At 56.9% G+C, this 21,267-nt stretch carries 18 protein-coding genes and 2 pseudogenes; 9 read left to right on the top strand and 11 right to left on the bottom strand.

Going from position 1 to position 21,267, the window contains the following annotated elements; all coding sequences use genetic code 11:
- Positions 1–147 precede the first annotated feature (147 nt).
- The 3 genes from EV561_RS35160 to EV561_RS35150 all read right to left on the bottom strand — a co-directional run bounded on the left by EV561_RS35160 (position 148) and on the right by EV561_RS35150 (position 2,417).
- Complete coding sequence (locus tag EV561_RS35160; RefSeq protein WP_207910657.1) at positions 148–1,062, bottom strand: haloalkane dehalogenase; 915 nt, start codon at positions 1,060–1,062, stop codon at positions 148–150.
- Positions 1,059–1,649 (bottom strand): TetR/AcrR family transcriptional regulator, encoded by a 591-nt coding sequence (locus EV561_RS35155; RefSeq protein WP_132528498.1) that lies wholly within the window; start codon positions 1,647–1,649, stop codon positions 1,059–1,061. Before EV561_RS35155 ends, EV561_RS35160 begins: the two co-directional genes overlap by 4 nt.
- Before the next feature lie 333 nt (positions 1,650–1,982).
- The gene (locus EV561_RS35150) at positions 1,983–2,417 is read right to left on the bottom strand and encodes a nuclear transport factor 2 family protein (protein WP_165928034.1); all 435 of its coding nucleotides are present in this window, start codon (positions 2,415–2,417) and stop codon (positions 1,983–1,985) included.
- 232 nt (positions 2,418–2,649) lie between these two features.
- Between EV561_RS35150 and EV561_RS35145 the strand changes: the two genes are divergently transcribed.
- Positions 2,650–3,126 carry a hypothetical protein gene (locus tag EV561_RS35145; RefSeq protein ID WP_245513235.1) on the top strand — a complete coding sequence of 159 codons (477 nt, stop codon included), beginning with the start codon at positions 2,650–2,652 and terminating at the stop codon, positions 3,124–3,126.
- Between the two features lie 241 nt (positions 3,127–3,367).
- Here EV561_RS35145 and EV561_RS35140 read toward each other — a convergent pair whose 3' ends face one another.
- The gene (locus EV561_RS35140) at positions 3,368–3,778 is read right to left on the bottom strand and encodes a helix-turn-helix domain-containing protein (RefSeq protein ID WP_165928033.1); all 411 of its coding nucleotides are present in this window, start codon (positions 3,776–3,778) and stop codon (positions 3,368–3,370) included.
- Here EV561_RS35140 and EV561_RS35135 point away from each other — a divergent pair.
- Entirely contained in the window at positions 3,759–4,658 is a 900-nt protein-coding gene (locus tag EV561_RS35135; protein WP_132528492.1) for an alpha/beta fold hydrolase, read from the top strand. The two genes, EV561_RS35140 and EV561_RS35135, sit on opposite strands and share 20 nt — an antisense overlap.
- Positions 4,655–5,290, top strand: coding sequence for an NAD(P)H-binding protein (locus tag EV561_RS35130; protein ID WP_132528491.1), 636 nt, complete (start codon positions 4,655–4,657; stop codon positions 5,288–5,290). Before EV561_RS35135 ends, EV561_RS35130 begins: the two co-directional genes overlap by 4 nt.
- Positions 5,291–5,331: 41 nt before the next feature.
- Here EV561_RS35130 and EV561_RS35125 read toward each other — a convergent pair whose 3' ends face one another.
- Complete coding sequence (locus EV561_RS35125; protein ID WP_132528490.1) at positions 5,332–6,342, bottom strand: NAD(P)-dependent alcohol dehydrogenase; 1,011 nt, start codon at positions 6,340–6,342, stop codon at positions 5,332–5,334.
- A gap of 91 nt (positions 6,343–6,433) precedes the next feature.
- Positions 6,434–6,793, bottom strand: a complete 360-nt coding sequence (locus EV561_RS35120) for a hypothetical protein (protein WP_132528489.1) — start codon at positions 6,791–6,793, stop codon at positions 6,434–6,436.
- On the opposite strand from EV561_RS35120, the gene EV561_RS35115 reads away from it, so the two are divergent.
- Positions 6,786–7,769, top strand: a complete 984-nt coding sequence (locus tag EV561_RS35115) for a helix-turn-helix transcriptional regulator (protein WP_245513233.1) — start codon at positions 6,786–6,788, stop codon at positions 7,767–7,769. The genes EV561_RS35120 and EV561_RS35115 overlap by 8 nt on opposite strands.
- A gap of 346 nt (positions 7,770–8,115) precedes the next feature.
- On the opposite strand, the gene EV561_RS35110 is transcribed toward EV561_RS35115, so the two are convergent.
- A complete protein-coding gene (locus EV561_RS35110; RefSeq protein WP_132528488.1) occupies positions 8,116–8,736 on the bottom strand; it encodes a TetR/AcrR family transcriptional regulator in 621 nt (206 codons plus the stop codon).
- Between the two features lie 103 nt (positions 8,737–8,839).
- On the opposite strand from EV561_RS35110, the gene EV561_RS35105 reads away from it, so the two are divergent.
- On the top strand, positions 8,840–10,270 hold the full coding sequence (locus tag EV561_RS35105; RefSeq protein ID WP_165928032.1) for an MFS transporter: 1,431 nt from the start codon (positions 8,840–8,842) through the stop codon (positions 10,268–10,270).
- A gap of 199 nt (positions 10,271–10,469) precedes the next feature.
- Here the strand turns inward: EV561_RS35105 and EV561_RS35100 are convergent, their stop codons facing one another.
- Positions 10,470–11,450 (bottom strand): NADPH:quinone oxidoreductase family protein, encoded by a 981-nt coding sequence (locus EV561_RS35100; protein WP_132528486.1) that lies wholly within the window; start codon positions 11,448–11,450, stop codon positions 10,470–10,472.
- Between the two features lie 99 nt (positions 11,451–11,549).
- Between EV561_RS35100 and EV561_RS35095 the strand changes: the two genes are divergently transcribed.
- Positions 11,550–11,948, top strand: coding sequence for a helix-turn-helix domain-containing protein (locus EV561_RS35095; RefSeq protein WP_132528485.1), 399 nt, complete (start codon positions 11,550–11,552; stop codon positions 11,946–11,948).
- Between the two features lie 109 nt (positions 11,949–12,057).
- Here the strand turns inward: EV561_RS35095 and EV561_RS38265 are convergent.
- Positions 12,058–12,366 (bottom strand): annotated as a pseudogene (locus EV561_RS38265) (hypothetical protein); the annotation flags it as partial.
- Between the two features lie 67 nt (positions 12,367–12,433).
- Complete coding sequence (locus tag EV561_RS35085; RefSeq protein ID WP_132528484.1) at positions 12,434–13,939, bottom strand: hypothetical protein; 1,506 nt, start codon at positions 13,937–13,939, stop codon at positions 12,434–12,436.
- 491 nt (positions 13,940–14,430) lie between these two features.
- Between EV561_RS35085 and EV561_RS35080 the strand changes: the two genes are divergently transcribed.
- The 3 genes from EV561_RS35080 to EV561_RS35070 are packed head-to-tail and all read left to right on the top strand — an operon-like array spanning position 14,431 to position 20,142.
- Positions 14,431–14,754, top strand: a complete 324-nt coding sequence (locus tag EV561_RS35080) for an RHS repeat domain-containing protein (protein ID WP_132528483.1) — start codon at positions 14,431–14,433, stop codon at positions 14,752–14,754.
- 60 nt (positions 14,755–14,814) lie between these two features.
- Positions 14,815–19,536 carry an RHS repeat-associated core domain-containing protein gene (locus EV561_RS35075; RefSeq protein WP_132528482.1) on the top strand — a complete coding sequence of 1,574 codons (4,722 nt, stop codon included), beginning with the start codon at positions 14,815–14,817 and terminating at the stop codon, positions 19,534–19,536.
- Between the two features lie 12 nt (positions 19,537–19,548).
- Positions 19,549–20,142: a hypothetical protein gene (locus EV561_RS35070; RefSeq protein WP_132528481.1), complete on the top strand. Its 594-nt coding sequence runs from the start codon at positions 19,549–19,551 to the stop codon at positions 20,140–20,142.
- Between the two features lie 350 nt (positions 20,143–20,492).
- Here the strand turns inward: EV561_RS35070 and EV561_RS35065 are convergent.
- Positions 20,493–21,170 (bottom strand): annotated as a pseudogene (locus EV561_RS35065) (Tn3 family transposase); the annotation flags it as partial.
- Positions 21,171–21,267: the final 97 nt, after the last annotated feature.

The following is a 21,267-nucleotide window of genomic DNA, read 5'->3' as shown; positions in this document are numbered from 1 at the left end:
TCATTGCAGAAAGGAAATAGGTGGCCGGATTTTACTCCGCCCGCGGCTGGACTATTCCGCCGCTACCGTGGCCGACTTTTCCACCGCCGATCTCACGAAGGCACTTTACCCACCGGTCGAAGTCGCCGATCGTCCAATATTCTTGAACTATGCCATGGCGCGAGCAGACCGCGCGACCGTTGTCGCTTCAATCTCGGCTATGAACCCAGCCACCGTCTCGCCTATGATCTCGGGGTGGTCCTCCTGGAGGTAGTGAAGACCCGAACCAAGTTTCACCAGGCGGCAGTCATGCAATCTGCGAGCAAATTCCTCTGCCACCTCAGGCGACACGAGTGCGCCTGGATCTCCGGCAAACAACAGTTTGGGATAGGTCGAGACCGACAAGGCTTCGTGCGCGCGCTCTATCGTCGCGTAAACATCAGCAGGCTCGCCGGCGATCGGCAGCTCGTTTGGAAAACGCCACGTTGGTTTTCGGGAAGCAGGCGTCGGGAATGGTGAGCGATAAACCGCCATTTCCTCCGCCGTATAGGCACGGACGGTTGCTCCCGGCAGTACGCCCTCTACGAACGCGTTGTCCTCCAGGATCAGCTTTTCGCCTTCGCCGGGTGTGCGAAACTTGCGGAAGACCTCGCGCTCCGCCTGATCGCGCAAAAACTCTTCCCAGCTCGGGATGGGTCTTGTGAACTCCATGAACGCCAAGCCTTTGACAAAGTCAGGCCGGCGAGCGGCAAGATGGAACGCAAGCGCTGTACCCCAATCTTGCGCGACGACGTAGGCTGAGGGGATCTCCATCTTTTCGATGAAGGCGTCGAGATATCTCACATGGTCTTCGAACCGATAGGCTATATCTGGCTTGCCGGATTGCCCGAAACCGATCAGATCCGGCGCGATACAATGACCCACGTCGGCAACGAGCGGAATTATGTTTCGCCAGATGAAGGACGAGGTGGGATTGCCGTGGAAGAAAAGCACGGTGGGGGCGTCAGTTCGTCCAGCTTCGCGAAAGGCCATTTCGGAATCAAGGATGGGCAGGCGGGGCAGGCTGATATCTGGGTGCATCACGATTGACCTTTGAGTACGGTAGCGAAAACAAAGCGTCTGAAGCGCTCCAATGGCTCTGCGTCGCGCGATACCTTCATGCGCAATATTGCTCCTTCCCAGGCTGCGATCAGGAACTCCGCCATGTCATCTGGTTCGAATGCATCCGAGATTTCTCCTGACGCCTGGCCTTCGGCAATGCATTCGGCAAACGGCGCTGACCATTCGGGAAAGATTTCACTCAACCGTTGACGAAGAAGCTCGCTCTGGGGCGCGGCCTCAAGACTGAGGTCACCGATCAAACAACCTCTTTGAAAGCCGTCGACAGCCAATCGGTCGATGATTATGTCCAGGTAACGGTTGATCCGCTGGCGGGGCGTTAGCCGCTTATCGCCCAGCGCTTCGTGCACTGCCTCTTTCAGGCTGGCGAAATACCGGTCCAGCACCTCCTTCGCGAAGGCCTCCTTTGAGCGAAAGTGGTTCGTAAAAGAACCTTGTGGGGCCGATGCTTCGGCGACGATATCGCGGACGCCTGAACCGACATATCCTTTGCGGAACATCACAGTTCGACCGGCTTCCAGAATAGCTTCACGATGAGAATGTTTTGTCATGTCAGAATTAATACGGACGTCCGTATTATTTGTCAAGGCACTTACAGAAATATCATCAGTCGGAGCGTCGAGGGTCACTGCTGAAACCAAGGGATTTACCCAGACGCAAAGCTTGCGCGAGAACAAAAACGCCAGCGCGATTCAGTCAGGGGTTCCCCTGGGCGACGCGCTCGGGTTTTTATCGAGTTGACGAAATTGGGTGCCGAGCTGACTAAGGGCGTCCCGCTTTAGCGGGATTCCATCGACGAACCCACTTGGCGGCATAGCTGCGCCACCGTGCCGACCGAGCATAGCAAAGCTGTATCGTTCGGCACCGCAGTACAGGATAGTTGATCAAGGCACGGTCGGCGCTGGCATTGCCGCGGCCATCCTTTCGGCAAGTCCACGGGTGTCCCAGTAAACGCGCGCTTCATACATCGCGTCACCCCGGATGTTGAATCGGTCAACGCCCGTCCAATCAAGCAGGACGCCAGCAACCGTTGCATACGCACGCCATTCCACCAGAACGGCGTCACCGGTCGGCGCCCAGCGCAGCACTTCGAGGCGCAGATCGGGCAGCATGGCGAAGACGCGGCGAAAATGTTCCACCACGGCCTCCCGATCCCCCGGCTCCGTCATAGGCGGGATCAGGTTTTGTGTGTCGGGATGCATAAGGTCTCGCAAGGCGTCGGCATCAGGACGCGCCCAGCGCTCGGCAAAACGGGCCACCACCGCTTCGGCTGCTGCGAGCTGGGATGGGCTCGGAGTTTGATAACTAAGATCTACCATGATTTTCCTCCGCATAACATACGATCGTACGTACTTATTTTTCCAACGAAAAGTCAATTGAAAAATACGGTCGAACGTATATAAAAGTAAAATGAGTGAGGCTAAGCAAGAAGATGGCCGGCGGCGACGCGGTGCAATTTCGCGCGAGATCGCATTTTCTGCGGCGACGCGAATTGCGGAGGCGGAAGGCCTCGAAGCGCTGAGCTTCGGCCGAGTGGCGGCTGAGGCGGGCATGCCCAAGAGCAGCCTTCAGGTTTTGTTTGTCGATCGGGAACAGCTCCAACTGCAAACCTTGGCCTCCAGCGTCGGCGCATTTGGCGCGCGCGTTATAGAAAAGCTCGCCGAAAGCAGCATCGGGCCGAACACCCCATTGTTAAGGCTCTGCGAGGCATGGTTCGACGTTGTCTCGGACCCCGGTTGCAGCGGTGGATGTCTCCTCACCAGTGCGATCTCAGATTATAGAGGAAGACACGGGGCTATTCCCAACGCGCTCCGACAGGGTCAGCAATTGTGGACGGAAGCTCTGCGTCGGGCCGCCGATAGCGGGCTTCAGTCTGGCGAGTTGCCGCCCTCGACGGACCTCGACCAACTGATCTTCGAGCTTCAGGCGTTCCAGGGTTCAGCGAATATCGCAGCTTTCTCCAGAGACGAACGTGCACTGATGCTTGCGCGACAAGCGGTCCGAAAAAGGCTGAAGCAAGGAAGTTGAGAACAGTTGTGCTGCCGTTCCTTGGACCATCAAAAGGCGAAGAGATGGGCGGCGCACTGTCAGGGGCCACATATCGCGCCGAGCTCGCGCACGCAGGATGACCGGGAAGCAGCTCCGGTAAGCACTAACTTATCTATTGAACCACGGCAGACTTGGCGAGGGCCGGTAGCGTATGACGTCGCTCAGGGACATTCGGCCGCTTTATCTTCAAGTCCACTGGGAGCCTCCTATTGGCTCCCGCTTAGAACGGATCTCTCCGCCTCGCGAGCGCTGTTCCGAAGATCCCCAAAGCGCGAAACGGTCCCTCGATTTCTTGTCCAAGTGCAGTAAGCCCATATGCAGACTGACCTTCTACCGCAACGCGCTCGATCAGGCGTGCCGCTTCGAGTTCGCGCAAGTTGCGCGTCAACTCTTTGGGACTGATCCCGACGATTGCGGACAAGAGAGCGTTGTAGCGAAGGGGCCCGACCAGCAGCAAAGAACGCAGGATATGAAGCTTCCAGCGTCCTCCAATCGTGTTGATTGCCAAGCCGAGCGGACAAGTCGCTGCGTCGGCGCGCACCTCTCGGTGCGTTGATCCGTCTGCAGGAGAGCGTGAAACTAAGTCATCGTTGAAATCGACGGAGTTGTTCATGCGGAGAAGCAATATCATCTCCATTCCTCAAGAGCCATCGTGGCTCGATCGAAAGGCCTATCCCTTTGCGTCGCATTGGTTCAGTCTGCCCGACGGTCGGATGCATTATGTGGACGAGGGCGAAGGCGACGTCTTGCTCTTTGTGCATGGCAACCCCAGCTGGTCATTCGAATTTCGGCGACTCATCTGCAGCCTGTCCAGGAATTATCGCTGCATTGCCGTGGATCATCTCGGCTTCGGACTTTCCGACAAGCCGCCCGGAGTGTCCTATCTTCCGCAATTCCATGCGGCGAACTTCGCCCGCTTCGTAGATGGCCTCGACCTGCGCGACGTGACACTCATCGTCCATGATTGGGGTGGTCCGATCGCATTGGACTGGGCTGTGACGCACCCGGATCGCATTCGTCGCATCATCGCCCTCAACAGCTGGTTCTTCGATATAAGCGACCTCTTGATGATGCGCCGCTTCAGCACGATCGTCGGCAGTGGGGTGGCCCGCTGGCTTACGCGCCGCTTCAATTTCTTCACCCGGCTCGTATTTAAGGGGTCTTTCGGTGATCGGTCTCGTCTACCCCGTGCAACCCACGATCAGTTCCTTGCTCCGTTTGCGACCCCGTCCTCGCGGGAACCGACCTGGATATTTCCAAGAGCAATACTCGGCGAAAACGATTGGGTTTCGCGGATAGGGGCGCGCGCGTCTGTCTTGGCTGATTTGCCAGCACTTCTGGTTTGGGGCATGAAAGATCCAGGGCTTGCGCCTGTGCTCCCAACCTGGCGGAAGGCTTTCCCCAGGAACCGCTGCATCGAGTTCGCCGATGTCGGCCACAATGTCGCGGAGGAGGCCGGCGACCGGCTGATCCAACCCATCCAAATGTTCCTTGAGGATCATCGGCTATGACCGTTATTGCGCTTTTGGGCGGCAGTGGTCGCCTCGGCTGCCGGGTGTACGATCGTCTCCGTGCTCGCGGCTGTCACATTCGCGTGCTGGCGCATAAGAGCAGAATAGCGGGCGACGCCCCGCACGTTACTCAGGTCCACGGCGATGTTCACGATCCCGCCATTGTTGCTGAACTGCTCGACGGAGCGTCGATGGTTGTCTCCACGCTTGGTGCCGCAGGGTCCCCGACAATGGACGTCTGCTCCGCGGCCATGCGGAATCTGATACCGGTGATGACGGAACGGTCTATTACGAGGATCGTGACCACCACCGGCTCTGCTGCGCGACTCGACTTGGAAGTCGGTCAGAAAGATGGCTGGCAGGCGGCGAGACGCGCGATGCTGATGCGCCACATGGCTCCGCTTATCCTGGACGGAGAGGAGCATATGCGATTGCTGCAACAGTCAGCGCTCGACTGGACCACCCTCCGCCTGCCGATCATGCGCGGCGGGCTCTCGGACGCCGTAAAACTTTCCGATACGTGCGGCCCACCTGAAGCAACACTGGGCTATGATGCCGTCGCTCAAGAGCTCATTCGTGAACTATTCTCGGCACGCTGGGTTGGCGCTGCTCCGTTCGCGGTCGAAGCTTAGATGCAGATCGGGACGCTGTGACTCAGCGGCCCCTTCTGTGATCAGTCGCCGACAATTACGATTTTTCCGAACTGCTGGCGTTTCTCGGCATAGGAATAAGCGTCGCGCGCTTCTGAAAAACCAAAAACGCGATCGATGACCGGCCGAATGCCGGCGGAACCGACCAATTGAACCGCGGCTTCAAGGTGCGCGCGGCTTCCGACATAGATCCGCCGGAGGCTCGTCGCGTTGGCAAACAGAGTGCGTGCTTCGATCTGGCCGGGATCAAGAGCTGCGACGAGGGCCAATTCGCCTTCAGTGGCAAGAGCGGCCACCGACTGCATCAAGGTGCCGAGCGCGCCCGTCTCGACAACGTGATCGACGCCTCGGCCGCCGGTGGCCTGTCGCACCGCCTGGCTCCAATCGGATCGATCGCGATAGTCGACAACGACGTCCGCGCCGAGCGCCCGGAGGCGTTCGGCTTTAGCGGCAGATGACGTCGCCGCGATGACCGTGGCGCCCAGCGCTTTGGCGAATTTGAGCGTTGCCAACGCCACGCCGCCCGTTCCCAAGGTTAAGACGCTCTCGCCGGCTGCGAGTGGACGTGGCCCATGCAATGCCGCCCAGGCTGTGACGCCGGCGCATGGCAGCGTGGCAGCCTCTTCAAAACTGAGATTGTCAGGGATGCGAACCGCTGCCGCTTCAGGTACCGCGACGAGCGGTGCGAGCATGCCGTCGCGGGTACAGCCGAATTGCTCGCCAGCCATGGAAAGTGAGAATCTCCCATCGACCCACCGCGGGAAATAGGCAACGACGATACGGTCACCTATCGAAACCCTGGTCACCGCGCTCCCGACAGCCATAACTTCACCGGCACCGTCGGAAAGGGCCGCGACGCCACGGTTGGCATGGACTGGATATAGCCCTTCTAGGATGCGCAGGTCGCGAAAATTCAGCGATCTCGCTCGCACCCGAAGAACGACCTCATTCGGTTTCGGCGTCGGTTCGGGACGTTCGGCGAGGAGCAGCCCGGTGGTACCGGAACCAAACGAATCAAGGACGTAACTTTGCATGCGATTATTCACTTCTGCTATTGAGTGTGGATATGGAGCCCCAATTGAACGCGTGGCCGCCCGTCAACCGGGGCCGACTCGACGTCTGGTCTCAAGCAACGATCACTTGGTAGTCCGACACGATACGCAGGTTGGAGTCGACGAGGAGGACGTCGCGCCCCGCAGCGACAATTTCGCCGCCGGCAGCAGGATGCATCGTCCAATCGAGAATGACCGCATCGTGGACGGAAAAGACCGAGCGCAAGGAAAATTGATGGCCGCCCTGAACAACATTCTTGTGGTGCGCCTCCGCCACGCGCTGCTCAAGCGCGTCATACCCTTGGATTGCTCGCGAGCCGACAAAGTGACACCCAACCGGCGTCCAAAGCCCCTCCACCATATCCCTGCGATTCTTCTCGTCCGGCTCATTCCAGAGTGATACGTAGCGGTTTGCTAATACAACAATGTCCATGCGCAACTCCTGCCTGCTCATCCTATCGCCGGCTGAGCAAGAATGCAGATGTCGTGTGGCACCGTCGATAACGTGGGAGGTCAAAAAAGCTGTTACCGACCTATCAAATCTGACCTGTGAGGTCATGGCGGGCATGAGCTTCCCTCAGTATGATCCCCATATGTCAGTAGTGTCGTCGGAACGTCTGTTGCCCTTCGGATCCATGCTGCGGCGATGGCGGCAGCACCGCCGTCTGTCGCAACTGGAGTTTGCCGAAGCCGCCGACAGTTCCGCCCGGCATCTAAGCTACCTTGAGACCGGGCGAGCAAAACCAAGCCGCGAAATGGTACTGCGGCTCGCCGAATGTCTTGACGTTCCGTTGCGTGACCGCAACCGGATGCTTTTATCTGCCGGGTTTGCCCCGGCCTTCGAAGAACATCCGCTGCATGATTTGACGTCGGCGCGCCTTGCGATCGAACAGGTGATCAATGCCCACCGGCCTTACCCTGCGTTCGCAGTCGATCGACACTGGGACATTGTCTTGTCCAATCGTGTGCTGCCGCAGCTCTATGTGGATGTTGCCTCGCCCTTGCTGATCCCGCCTGTCAACGTCGTGCGACTGATGCTGCATCCAGACGGAATGGCGTCCCGCATCGTGAACCTCGGCCAGTGGCGGCGCCACATCATATCTGTGCTTCAGCATCAGATCGAAGCGCGAGCAGAGCCTGGCGTCCGCGCACTGCTCGACGAGGTCATCTCGTACCCGTACACGTCGCTCGGCGAAGAGAGGAATGCGAGCGAAGGCGAGTATCGCTTCGCCACTCCGCTCCAGATCCGCACGGACCTCGGGACGATCTCGTTTATTAGCACGACGACGGTATTTGGGACGCCGACGGAGGTCACGCTTTCGGAGCTGGCGTTGGAGATGCTATTCCCTGCCGACGCAGAAACCGTCGAACGGGTCGGGTTGCTTTCCAAGGACAATCCGCATGTGTAGAGACTGAGCGGCCCTGGCCACATGCGAATTTAGTGACAGACCGCCGTCGCAGCTGAATTGAGGCCCTCGGAAACGCTGCTGTCAAGCACCGGTCAACCCAATCCCTGCTGTGCCGCAATCCGCATCAGAGCGGTGTCATTGGCAATCAGAGAGCCCTCAACAACGACCTCCAGGACCTCGCCACTCCTCCTGAACTCCTAGCGATAGAGGTTCATGCCGCCCGGCCGGTGAAAGCGGATGCACGGAAATTGGCCCGGATCGTGGGACTTTCTGCGTCCTTATCTAGTGAGCTTGAGACTGGCGGCCACCATAAGAGCGATATAAATGCCGCGGAATTGGCGAGGCGCTATGTAGCCCTCGGAAACGAACGGGGATAAGCAGCAGAGCAAACTGCGAGCATTACCGTCGGTATTGTCGCCAGCAGACGACTTCTCGGCACACCGTCCCGCGCCTGCACCGAAAGGCCATGCAGGACCGTTGCGTAATAGTCGCCAAGAATCCGGGCATCGGTTTCGGGCTTGAGTTCGCCGTCTTCAACTGCACGCTCAAGCCGTTCGACCAGCGAAGCTGTGCGCCGGCGGCGATACCCCTCAAGCCACTCGCGTACACCTTCGTTCTCGCTGGCACAGTTGGTGGCTGCCAACACAACCATGCAACCGTGCGGTCGGCCCTTTCTGGTGTAAGTCTCTACCGCTTCGCGCAAGATACGCTCGATTGCCAGCTGAGCCGTTGGCTCTTCCGCGATGGCCCGTGTCGCAAAGCCGCCTTCCTCGGCATCGTATAGCTCCACTGCTTCCCGAAACAGCGCCTCCTTTGAGCCGAACGCGGCATAGATGCGGGCTGAAGCAAGCCCTAGCGTGGAAACGAGGTCGGCCATCGACACGCCCTCATAGCCGCGTGACCAGAAGACATCTCGCGCTTTTGCCAGCGCCTCATTCCTATCGAACTCTCTTGGCCGTCCGGCCATCTGACCCTCCATTCTTGGTCGATCAACAAATAAATTACTTGACTGTTCGACGCAAGCCTCCATTCTTTGTCGATCGATAAAGAATAACTGCATGGAGAGCAGAATGAGCACATCGGATCAGGCAAAGCTCGCTGAAGCAACAGGAACCCGGACAAAGCGAGGGGGTGCGCTGGCGCTGCTTGCGTTCGCCCAACTGATCTATTCGCTGGACATCAATATCGTGTTCGTCGCGCTACCCAAGATTGGTGCCGGACTCGGCTTTTCCGGGCAGACCCTGCAGTGGGTAGTCAGCGCCTACATGGTCCTTTGCGGCGGCTTCCTCCTGTTCGGCGGCCGTGCCGCTGACCTGATTGGACAGCGGCGAATGTTTATCTGCGCACTCTGTCTGTACGCGCTATCGTCGCTCGCGGGCGGGCTCGCTTGGTCGCCTGAGGTCATCGTTCTCGCGCGCGCCGTACAGGGGGTAGGCGCTGCTTTCCTGTTCCCGGCAACGCTCTCACTCCTCAATCGCCTGTTTGCGGAGGGACCTGAGCGCAATCGGGCGCTCGCCGTATGGGGCGGCGCCGGTGCTAGCGGTCTGACCATCGGCGCGCTGGCCGGCGGATTTCTAACCGCTGCCTGGGGCTGGCCAGCAGTTTTTTATGTGAATGTAGTGTTGGCGAGCATTGCCATCCTCGCGGCTTTCTTTGTGATCCCCCGTGATCCGAAACGGCATGAGCGTCGCAGCTTTGATCTTCCGGGCGCGCTTACCGCCACGGTCGGCGCCACGCTGTCAGTCTTCGCGCTCGTACAGGGGCCGGAATTCGGTTGGGGTTCTGCGCCAGTCCTTTGGGCCGTCGCGCTCTCGGTAATCTTCCTCTTCAGCTTCGTCGTGATCGAGGCGCGAAGCTCCGATCCGCAAATGCCATTGCGCCTGTTTCGCAACCGTAGCCTTGTCATCGGAATGACCATCACTTTCCTTTACATGGGTACCTTCGGCGCGCTGCCCTATTTCTTGACGGTACTGTTCCAGGACGTCCACGGTTTTACCGCTCTCCAGACCGGTTTTGCCTTCCTAATCCCTTCCATTGCCATCGCCGCTGGCACGCAGATCGGCGAACGGTTGGCGACGCGGCTATCGACCCCTACAACACTGATCAGTGGAATGGTGGTCGGCGCAGCAGGCACTGCTCTTCTTGTCCCTGGGGCAGGTGCTGACAGTAGCTATCTCGCTATTGTGCCGGGCCTAATTGTCTCTGGTATCGGGCAAGGGATAGTGTGGACGGGAATGTGGATCGCGGCCGCGTCCGGCGTCCATCATGATGAGCAGGGCGTTGCCTCCGGCATGGCATCCACGACCCTCAGTGTCGGCAACGCCATTGGATTGGCGGTGTTGATTGCCGTCGCCGACCGGCATGTAGCAGGCATGACAGGCCAGGCCTTACGGATTGCAATCGCTGAAGGTGCGCAATTGGCTTTCTGGATCGCCGCCTTCGGTATAGTCGTTAGTTTGCTCGCGGCCCTTTGTTTGCGTGGTCGAAGGGTTGGTGAATAAACGATTACTCCCGACCCTACCCCAAACCGCGCCAACTCAGCAGACGCTCTTATATACGCTTTGCGAAATTCTCGCTCTCGACAAGTTTGCCGGACGGGCAAGCATCCAACGGCATGCGCAATCAGCCAGAGTTGTAATACTTTGCGCCCAGATTATTGCCCGTCCGAAACCCTCGGCTCGAACCCCTGCCCTGTCATCGCTAGGGTACAAGCACGACCTTGCCGACGGTTAAGCGGTCTTCGAACGCGCGGTGAGCGGCCGCGGCGTTATCGAGCGGAATGCTCTCGCCACGAAGGACGGTCAGGCTGCCCCTCGCCGACAGTTCGAAGAGCTGTGAAAGGTCGCGCTGCAACCCCTCCCCTGTCAACAGCGGCAACAAGGCAAATCCCTTCAGCGACTGGTTGTTCGAGATCATCGCCTCGATCTGGGGCCTTTCCAGCTCGAAACGACCGAGTGCCGCAAACACTAACTCGCCAGCGGGAGCAAGGGCCCCAAGGGATGCAGCCGTTATCGGCCCGCCGATCGTTTCATAAACAATGTCCACACCATGATCACCTGTATGCGCCTTGACGTGATCCTCCCATCCGGTCCGGCTGTAATCAACGCCGGCGTCGGCCCCGAGAGATCGCGCGATTGCCAGTTTCTCCTCCGAGCTCGCGGCGGCGATAATCGAACGCGCGCCGGCGTGCCTGGCAAGCTGTACCAGCAGGGAGCCAACGCCGCCGCTTGCAGCATTGACGAGAACAGACTTGCCATCGGGACATGCGCGACGGGTGAGATGAAGCGCCGTCAACCCCTGCACCATCAAGGCCGTTGCGTCCTCAAAGGAAAGCTCCTCTGGCAGGGGAACGACTGAGGCCGCGTTCGCCGCAACGAATTCCGCGTAGCCTCCAGTGGCGGTCCCGGTGGCAAACAGCGGGACCGCCACACGCATACCCAGCAGCGATTGGTCGGTGGCCGATCCAACATCCTCGACAATGCCTGAGACCTCGACGCCGGGGACCATCGGGAGGTCAGGTGTGACAGCGTAGCGGTCGGCACGCATCAGCACTTCGAAGAAATTGACCCCCGCGGCCCGGACCCGCACCAGAACCTCCCCTGCCTGCGGAACCGGTATCGGCAAATCGATTGTTTCCAGAACTTCCGGCGGACCGAAGCGGTTGAATTGAATGGCTTTCATGGATCACCTGAACATTGGGTTGATGTCAGGCAGGATGTATCAATATGCTCGGAGGTCCGGATACACACCGTTTCGTTCCATACACACCAGGAGGTGACCATGGCGCAGATCATCAAGAACCTGCCGAAACTGCCGGTCGAACGTGCGCTAAAGGTAATTGCCGGCCGATGGAAGCCCGTCATCCTCTACCACGTCTTTGCAGGGTCGAAGCGACTGTCCGAGCTCAAGCGGATGATGCCCGGCATCACCCAGAAAGTCCTGATCCAGCAATTGCGGGAGATGGAAGAGCACGGCCTTATTAGCCGCGAAATATTCGCCGAAGTCCCGTCCAGGGTCGAATACAGTGCAACCGAACTTGGCCTTGGCCTCGAAACGATCCTGCTTGCCCTGTGCCGGTGGGGACACCGCCACGCAGAAGAGCGCGATGAGCTGGACGCCGTCACCGATTGCGTCATACACCCGAGGATGACCCCGCCAGACCGACCTTCGAACGCTTGAAAAGCGAAAAATAGGTTCCCGAATCCCTCTCCTCCTGAGTGGCTAGTTTTTTCGCAGTTTGCTCTTGAACCAATTCGAACCGGCGACCTGCCGGTTTCCGGTTTAGAAATCAGTGAAAATTCCGGCTTGTCACCTTCAGAGTATCGATTGCAGTCCGGCACGAACATATCCCGGCAGCTGCAAGACCGGCTTTGGCGTGTTGCGCGGGATCCGGACCACCACCATGAGCAAACTCATCGCCCCTGTCCGCCGACAGCTTGAACTCGGTATCCCGACCGGGAGGCCCCACAGATCCGCTGACAGGTCGAACAGCTGCTGCGCCACAAAATGGAAGACCTCCGCCTTCCCGCTGGATCCGGCCATTGATCGCCATCATAGATGATCCGAGCACGACATGCCGGCGCTTCTCGAACAGAGTCCGTCATCGGCGGCAACCAACGTTGTACGGACCGATCCGAGGTCCACGCGGATCTAATTTTCGACATTCACATCTCAACGGCCGTCAAGCTCACGTTTTCGATGGCCGCAGTCCCTCCACCGATGGCAGCAAGACCAAGGTCAAACCAATAAGCCGTTCCAGGCGTCAGATTGGGTACCAAAGCTTGAACAGCAAATGGGATTTGTTGTGCGGACGAGACGACCGCCGTCACACCCTTGATTGCTCCGCCGATAGGAGTTCCGGCCGCAGCGGAGCCGTTGGCGGGCGCCGTGCCAGTCCCGTAGCGAAGCTGCACGATGAAGCCTTGACCGACGGCAGCGGTATTGAAGCCATCGCCAGACGCCATAAACAATATTCGTCCCGAAGCTCCAGGTGTGACTGAACCTGCAAGACCTTGCATGGTCTGGGTTCCAACACTCGTGGTGCCTGTCGGATTGTTTGGCGTCGACTGCGCCGCTCTGGCATTCGAGGTTAGCGTGCCGTCGTTAGATAACGTTGCGGCTCCAGAAACGTTAACCGCCGTCGGCGTTGAGGGAGGTGCCCACGGACCAAACCCGCTCGGCGCGACAGAAATCCAGGAGGCTGATGTCATCGCGATTTGCGTCGTGCCGAGAGCTTCACGCCAGATCGCTGCCGGATAAAGGACCGAGCTGCCGATCCCACTGACAGAAAACCCGCCGACTCCCGTAGCAGGATTTGCCGCGCTCGAATTGTTCCATAGTCCCGAGTTTGTTTGGAACCAGATGAGTTTGTTCGTAACGTCCAAGGCAATGGAAACGGTGGCCCCGACGGGAACAGCTGAGGCTGTGCCAATCTGGTGGCCATTAAACCAGACGCCCCCGTTTGGCTCCAAGCCGACACTTTGTGCATTCGATCCGAGATAACTGGCGAAATTGGTTCCTGCGGTCCCGAGCCCGATGCCGCTATTGCTGTCCGTGATTCTGACGTTCTGAAACTCGAAGTAAAATTTGCCGCTCGATTGCGAATTAGAGCCCAGGACCGCAGCGTACGACGCATTTGTCGAAGTGGCGACCAGGTTTCCATCCGAAAGCGTCAAATTTGGGGACTTCGCGGTCGCGCTGAAGCTCGCGCCGACGCCAGTGATGATCATCCCGTCACTTAGCTGCAACCCGGCAAATGATCCTGCGTTGTTAACCTGCACCGTGCCGGACGGGCCAGCCGGCCCGCCTTGTGACGAAATCGTTATGCTTGCGGGTCCGTTGGTGATTGTGACGCCAGGTCCGGCAGTCAACGTTGAGGCCTGTGGTGCGTTCCCGTTGGAACCAATGAGGAGTTGGCCATCCGTCAAGGGGCCGACGCCAGCGAGCGTCCCGCCGCCATTCACCTGTACGCTATTGGCGGCTCCGGCTGGCGCACCATCATCGACGCAATCCGCAAGCGCGTTCATATCACCCATAACTTGCGTCGCATCTGCGACCTGCCCGTTGTTCAGTTGGTAAGGAACACTGCATTGGGCATAGGCGCTGCCAGCGAGGCTGAGAGCGGCAATAAACGCGGCGAATGTTACGGATCTACCAAGCTGCTGTCGCACGGTGTTCCCCCTGAAGACCCTGAGCTCGCGGCCTTATCCGCAAGCCGGTTGACAATATAATGCTTGCGTCGAAATGCATTGGCAGGTTGTGAAAACTCCTGATGAAAGCTGCAACCAATAATGCCATTGCGAGCGACCGTACATTTGCAATCTGCAATAACAATGACACTGCGAAAAGGTATCGTCAATCAAAACTAAAGTAATAATTGCTATTACAATTATTATTGAGATCGACAATGAAATACAATCCGCACAATTAATAAACTGTGCGCCGCACTGCTTCGAAATTGTTAAAGTAATTACCTGTTTTGCGTTGTATAGTACTCCGTATCATGCAATCTATATGAAGTTTCTTTTTACAAAAGCATCGAGGTTCGAACGATGTGGTTTCCGGAGTGAGCCCCGGTTCGGCTCAACTCTGAATCGAAATTGGTAATTTAACAATCCGATCTGGCGCAAAGGCGACGAACAAACTGAAGGAAATGCCCCCCATGATTGTACGGTTTTTTCGAGAGGTTCTTGTTTTAATTGCGCTTTTTGCGAGTGCTTTTCCGGCAACAGCCGATACAAAATCGTCGGCGCATGGCTATGATTTCGACGGGCGCTTGACGACAAACCTCTACAGCGACGGCAAATGCGTTCTCTACGCCTACGATGCAAACGGCAATCGCGTCTCCCAGGAGACGATCCCTTCCGACCCCACCGTGATGATTTCGAACCATGCCGGACGGGGTGACACCCAGAAAACATCATCGCCCACCCAACCGATCTGGGGATCGGGGACCTGGGGCTGCTTTTCCTGGACCGCGCCGTAAGCAGTATTCCTCATCTTGATGATTGTGAACGGTAATACAAATCGGAAAGAGAAATCAGAGATGTCTCTCAATCGTTGGGCTTTCCTAGGTTTTTATTTGTCCGGATTCATTTCCCTGACATCGGGGGCTTTGGCAGAACCGATCAGAGACTCCATGATGTCTGCGACGGTACCCGGTCTTTATGAGCCGCTGATTCCCACGCACGGAACCTCTCCCGTAGAGGATCAGGATCTTTCCTTTGCGCTTGAAGCGTTTAGACATCGATCCGCACCGTCGGATCTTTCCAGTCTTACGACCTTTCTTGCGGCTCACCCCAACAGCGGCTGGTCTTCTGCACTTTGGACAAACGTCGGTCTTACCGATCTGCATGACGGATATTTTTCCAAAGCAATCGTCGCTTTGGACAATGCTTGGTCGGAAGGAGATGACGCCACCTCACCTGAGGGGCACGCACTCGTCGATCGATCGATCGGCGAGTTGGCGAACCTGGAGGCGAGCCTTGGAAAGACAGAGGATTTAAGAGCTCTCTTTGAGCGGCTGGGCAATCGGAAGGTCTCAGGCTCTGCGACGGAGTTGATTCAGACCGCACGGGAAACATTGGCTCTCCCCGGCAACGAACAGGCACATCTTTTCAATTGCGGGCCATTGGCGCTCCGCGCCCTGATGCTCGCGCTCGACGCCAACCCCGGCACTGTGAATTTTCTGCAGTTCTACAATCCCGGTCCCAACGGAACGACGCTGGCTGAGGTCGCCGGACTAGCGGACGGCTTAAAGCTCGCTTATCGCCTTGTGCATCGTTTGCCTGGCGACGCCGTACCTGTTCCTGCAATCGTTCATTGGAAAGTTGGGCACTTCGCGACAATCATTGGGCGGGAGAACGGTCGATATCACGTGCGCGACGCCGTCTTCCCAAACGCAGATATCTGGATGACGCCCGAGGCCCTCGACGCCGAGGCAAGTGGCGATTTCCTGGTTCCGGCGGCCGCGGCGTTCGACGACAAGTGGAAATCGATTACCGTCGCAGAAGCAGCGTCCGTCCAAGGACGGGGCGAGACCTACCAGACCCGCAAGGGCGACGCAGGCGATCCGCTAGCCAATGGCCCTGGCTCGACTCCGGCCGATCCAAAATTGCCTGAGGCCCCGCCGACAGCGGGTAACAATCCCAATCAGTCGCATTGGAGTTCCTCCGGCCAGAACGACAACAATAATCCAGCTGCGGGTTGTCCTCTCTGCGTCGTCAATATCAAGGAATCGAGCGTTAGTGTCACGTTGTCCGATATGCCGGTTGGTTATGTGCCACCCATCGGTCCGTCGATGAAGGTCATCCTGAGCTATAATCAGCGAGAGGACAGCCAGCCGGCAAATTTTGATTACTACAATATCGGGCAAAAATGGTCGCTCAACTGGCAGAGCTATGTCATCGACGATCCCACAAACCCCGGTGCGAACGTGTCACGCGTTCTGGGATCGGGCGGCGCTTTCTATTATCTCGGCTATGACTCCGTGCAGCACACATTTGCCGCGCAGGACGATGACGGATCGATCCTTTCGTTCACATCACAGACGGCGATCAGCTACCATCGCCAGCTCCGCGATGGTAGCGTCGAAATTTATGAACAATCCGACGGAAGCGTCGCTTATCCGCGCAAGATCTTTTTGACGAAGGTGATCGACCCGCAAGGCAATGCGGCAACGCTGCACTATGACAAGTTGAGGCGCCTGACTTCGATCACCGACGCCGTGGGCCGCAATACGACCTTGAGTTATGAGATTGACGGGCGCCCCCTTCTTGTGAGTAGCATCACCGATCCATTCGGCCGCCGGGCAAAGCTGACCTATGACGAGTTAGGCCGCTTGTCCTCCATCACCGATATTATCGGTCTGACGTCGAGCTTCACCTACGATGCCAACTCGCTGATCAGCAGTCTGACCACGCCTTACGGGACCAGCTATTTTAGCTTTACGGCCCCGGGGACGTCAGCACCGCCTCGGTTCGTTCAGATTACCGATCCGCTTGGAAACAAGGAGCGGGAAGAGTGGCTAGAACCGGCGCCCATCCCTGGCAGTGATCCCGCTGCCACCGTCCCAGTCGGGATGCCTGTTACGCCCACGAACGGATACTTGGTCTACCGCAACAGCTTTCATTGGGACAAAAGTGCCTATGTCACAGCGAACTGCGGCGATAGCGGTGGCTGCGACTACACGAAGGCTCGAATTCGTCATTTCGTCCATATGCCGGGCTCGACCATAAAGGGCACGGCGATCGAAAGCGAAAAATATCCTCTCGAAAATCGCGTCTGGTATAACTACCCCGGGCAAACGGATTCCACGGGTTCTGTATATGGCGGCTCTTACAACAGGCCAATCGCAATCGGGCGAGTCCTTGATGATGGTACCACCCAGATCAGCTCATACGCTTACGACAGCAATGGGAATATTACACAGGCAACCGACCCCTACGGTCGCACTAGCTATTATTCTTACACCGATGGTATTGACATAGCCGCCGTCAGCCAAGCTGACCAATTTGGGACCCGTTCCACGCTAGCGCAATACGTTTACAATGATCGGCATAGGCCCGTCTACTTTGCGGACGCGGCTGGTCGTGCGAGCACCTTTGAGTACAATTCAGCCGGACAAATGGCTTCCTTCTCTGACCCGCTCGGAGAAAAGACGTCCTTTCACTATGATGGTGCCGCAAATCTCGCATCAATCACCAACGCGAACAATGCCACTGCCGCGACCTATACCTACGACGCGTTCGACCGTATCCGGACCTATACGGACTCGGAGGGCTGGACGGTCACTTTCGACTACGATGCGGCCGACCGGGTTACTAAAATCACCTATCCGGACGGAACCTCCAAACGGTATGGTTATCAACGGCTAGACCTTGTCTCCTACAAGGATCGTGAAGGGCGGCTTTGGCAATATCAATACGATGCCAACAGACGACTAATCGCAATCGTTGACCCTATGCGGCAAATGACGAAACTCGGTTACGATCCCTCCGGAAACCTCACCTCGCTCACCGATCCGAAGGAGAACGTTACAGCTTGGGGTTATGACGTCCAGGATAGGCAGATATCCAAAACCTATGCCGACAACAGCGTTGTCAGTTACACCTATGAAAACACCACAAGTCGCCTGAAAAGCGTTCTCGACGCACTTGGACAGACGAAGCAATATTCCTATGCGATCGACAACAACCTGACCGGCCTGACCTATCTCAACGCGGTCAATCCGACACCGAACGTCGCCTTCGCCTATGATCCGTATTTCTCGCGCATTGCATCGATGACCGACGGGGTTGGCAGGACGACCTATTCCTACAATCCGTCATTCGTCGATGGCGCTCAGCAGCTCGCTCAGGAATGCTTCACGGCGACAGGAGCTACAAGCTGCTCGCATACGATCTCCTATGGCTATGATGCGCTCGGGCGATCAGCCAGCCGACAGATTTCAGGGAGCGGAGCAGAGAGCTGGCAATATGACGCAATCGGCCGCGTCATTAATCATGCAAGCGATCTCGGAGCATTTGAACTCAGTTACCTTGGCCAAACCCAGCAGTTGACCGCGCGGCAGTTGTTGCCGACGACATCGACGCTCAAAACGGTCTGGAACTATCTCGACAATGCTCACGATCGGCGTCTCTCAGGCATCGCCAACACTGGTCTGAGCAGTGGGCAGTTTACCAATTTTACATTCCAGACAACGCCGGAAAACTTTATCACCGGCATCACCCAGACCAGCGACGTGACGATCGCCGAGCCGAGCCCCTCCACACAGACTGTCGCGTTTAACAATCTCAACGAAATCACAAACACTTCAGGCCAGACTTACAGCTACGACGCAAACGGCAATTTGCTGTCCGACGGCCAGCACACATATTCATGGGATGCAGAAAATCGGCTCTTAGGGATTTCTTATGCCTCACAACCCGGCGCGAGGACTTCATTCATATACGACGGGCTTGGTCGGCGCACCGAAATTGACGAAGTTCCCTCGGGCGGAGGGACATCTGTCAGCGATAAATATGTTTGGTGCAAGCAAGTTCTTTGTCAAAGACGCGACGCAGGCTATGGTGTCGTGCGGAACTATTTCGACGAGGGGGAGTATGCCGCCGGGACAGGTAATCAGCTACTCTTCTATGCAATTGATCAAATAAGCTCCGTTAGGCGTGTATTCGAAAGCGGTACCGCTGCTCCAGCGTTTGACTATGATGCTTGGGGGGTGTCGCTAGGATCTGCTGCCCAAGTCGCGGATTTCGGGTTTGCAGGCACTTTAAGTCATGCAAAGAGCAATCTCGGTTTGACGTGGTTGAGATCCTATGATCGCCAGTTGGGAAGATGGACATCGCGAGATCCGTTCAATGAAAAACCTACAAATTACGGAAATCGATATACCTACTCGGAAAATTCTCCAATTGAGCGTATTGATCCGTCCGGTGCGCTATCGATCCTGCCTCCCTGGCTTCTTGCGCCTATACCACAACCGTCATCAGCGGGGGTTTGCCCTTACCCGTCGAACGCGCCCGATCTCTCTGGCCCCTTGTTCAGTCAGGGTGACTCTCAGGACACGCCATACGCAGGCCAGACCCCTGATGATAAATCGATGGGACGAGGACCGGACGGTACAAAGAAAGACCCTGACAACGGGTCCATTTGGGAAAAAGATTACTCCAGTCACGGAGGAACAAAGTGGAAAAGATGGCCAGACGAAAAGTCGTGGGAAAAAGGACGCGGTAGAGAGTCTGTTCGGCCAGATGGATCAACACGATGACGGATTAAAAACATGAAGAGTTCACTGACAGAATCGTGGCGCGAGCAGGATACCGCGTTTCAACGACGCTTCGGAACCGAGCTTCCATTCGCATGGCTACTCCGCAAATTTCATGCACCGGAATGGATTAGATTTTACGCACTTCCGCAAGCGCAACGAGCCGTTGAAACTTCTGACGATAACGGAGAGGCGATCAGGCGCTTTCATGAAATCGCGACAGCTTTGTTTGGCGAGCTTAACACTTTGGTGATGGTTCTCGTCCCTATTCGTAAATTCAACGGTAAATATGGTCGCTATAAACTTACGTCGGTGGCACGTCTGGGTTTCCATCTAATCGTTAGTGATTTGCGCGACGAAACCGACGATAGTGGAATCGCGTTTGACCTTTACGGGGGTATGCAAGTCATTTGCAGTGACAATATTACGCGACTGACCAGCCTTGCTATGACGGATGAGGTACTCCAATTTTTGCTCGTTTCTGATGCAGGTGAAATCATCGCCCCGTATGATGGAGGCTTCGACATTATTTGCTCGAATATTGAACGGCGCGACCAATTGAAGCACCAGTTTTCAGATTGGATTTCCCCACGCCACGATGGTTTATGAACCAATTGACTCCACAGCATTTATCGCTGCCGAACTACCACGCTCCATGAAACGAGCTTATTGTTTTGCTCTTGAACAGACATGAACCAAAGGCCACCAAATTTAGTTGGCTAAAATATTGATTTTATCACTTTTATCCTTCGACTCGGCAGGGCCTTGGAAAGGTAACTCAACAGCGATCTATTCAGCTGCTTTCCTCAACTGTTCAACTCCACTCTCTTCCGTCGCGCTGACTGAAAGGTTGCTAAGGCCAAGCCAAATAGGCCGGCGATCGGCGTCGGCCACCGTTTATCAGGGGTCAGAACAAGAGCAGTCCGAAATCGTACGCTAAGGTCGAACAGAATGAGAACTTATGCGACCCGCCGCAGCCCGGCTGGCAGACGAAGCGATCGAAATCCGTTTGGCATCTGATGTTCGGCATCCCATGTGTAGATGCCGGTAAGGTTGATATGCTCCCAACTGAGCGGCGAGATGTGCTTCAACAGAGTATCAGGAATATCTCGACCCGCTCGCTTCAGCTGTGTGATTGCACGGTCGAGATAGACTGTATTCCAGTGGACGATCGCACTGACGACGAGGTTGAGACCAGAGGCGCGGAACGCTTGGCTCTCGAACGACCGGTCGCGGATCTCGCCCCGCTCGTGGAAGAACACAGCGCGTTTCAGCTTATGGGCGGCTTCGCCCTTGTTGAGACCGGCTTGGCATCTCCGCCGCAATGCCGGACTTGAGTACCATTCGATCATGAAGAGCGACCTTTCGATACGGCCTAGTTCGCGGAGCGCCCTCGCGAGATGGCTTTGCTTCGGAGATGCGGACAGTTTCTTGAGGATCGTAGACGGCACCACGGACCGCGTCGTGATCGACGCCGCGAGATGGAGCAGATCGTCCCAATGGTCGAGAATCAGGGCGGTGTTGATCGGCGCCCCGATATGGTTCGACAGTGTTGGATATGCATCGCTCTTCTCGAACGTGTGGAACTTCCGGTCTTTTAGATTGCGCAGTCGCGGTGAGAACCGCTTTCCGATCAATGGTAAGCGCGCAAATCCCTGCACCTGTTCATTGACGGCGCATCGAGGGATTCTGTGTCCACAACGGAGACTGTGGACATAATGACATTGGATGGCA

The sequence above is a fragment of the Rhizobium sp. BK376 genome (genome assembly GCF_004341625.1).
GTDB lineage: Bacteria > Pseudomonadota > Alphaproteobacteria > Rhizobiales > Rhizobiaceae > Rhizobium.
Note: the sequence above shows the minus strand (reverse complement) of the source record. Positions and strands in the feature narration are given on the sequence as shown.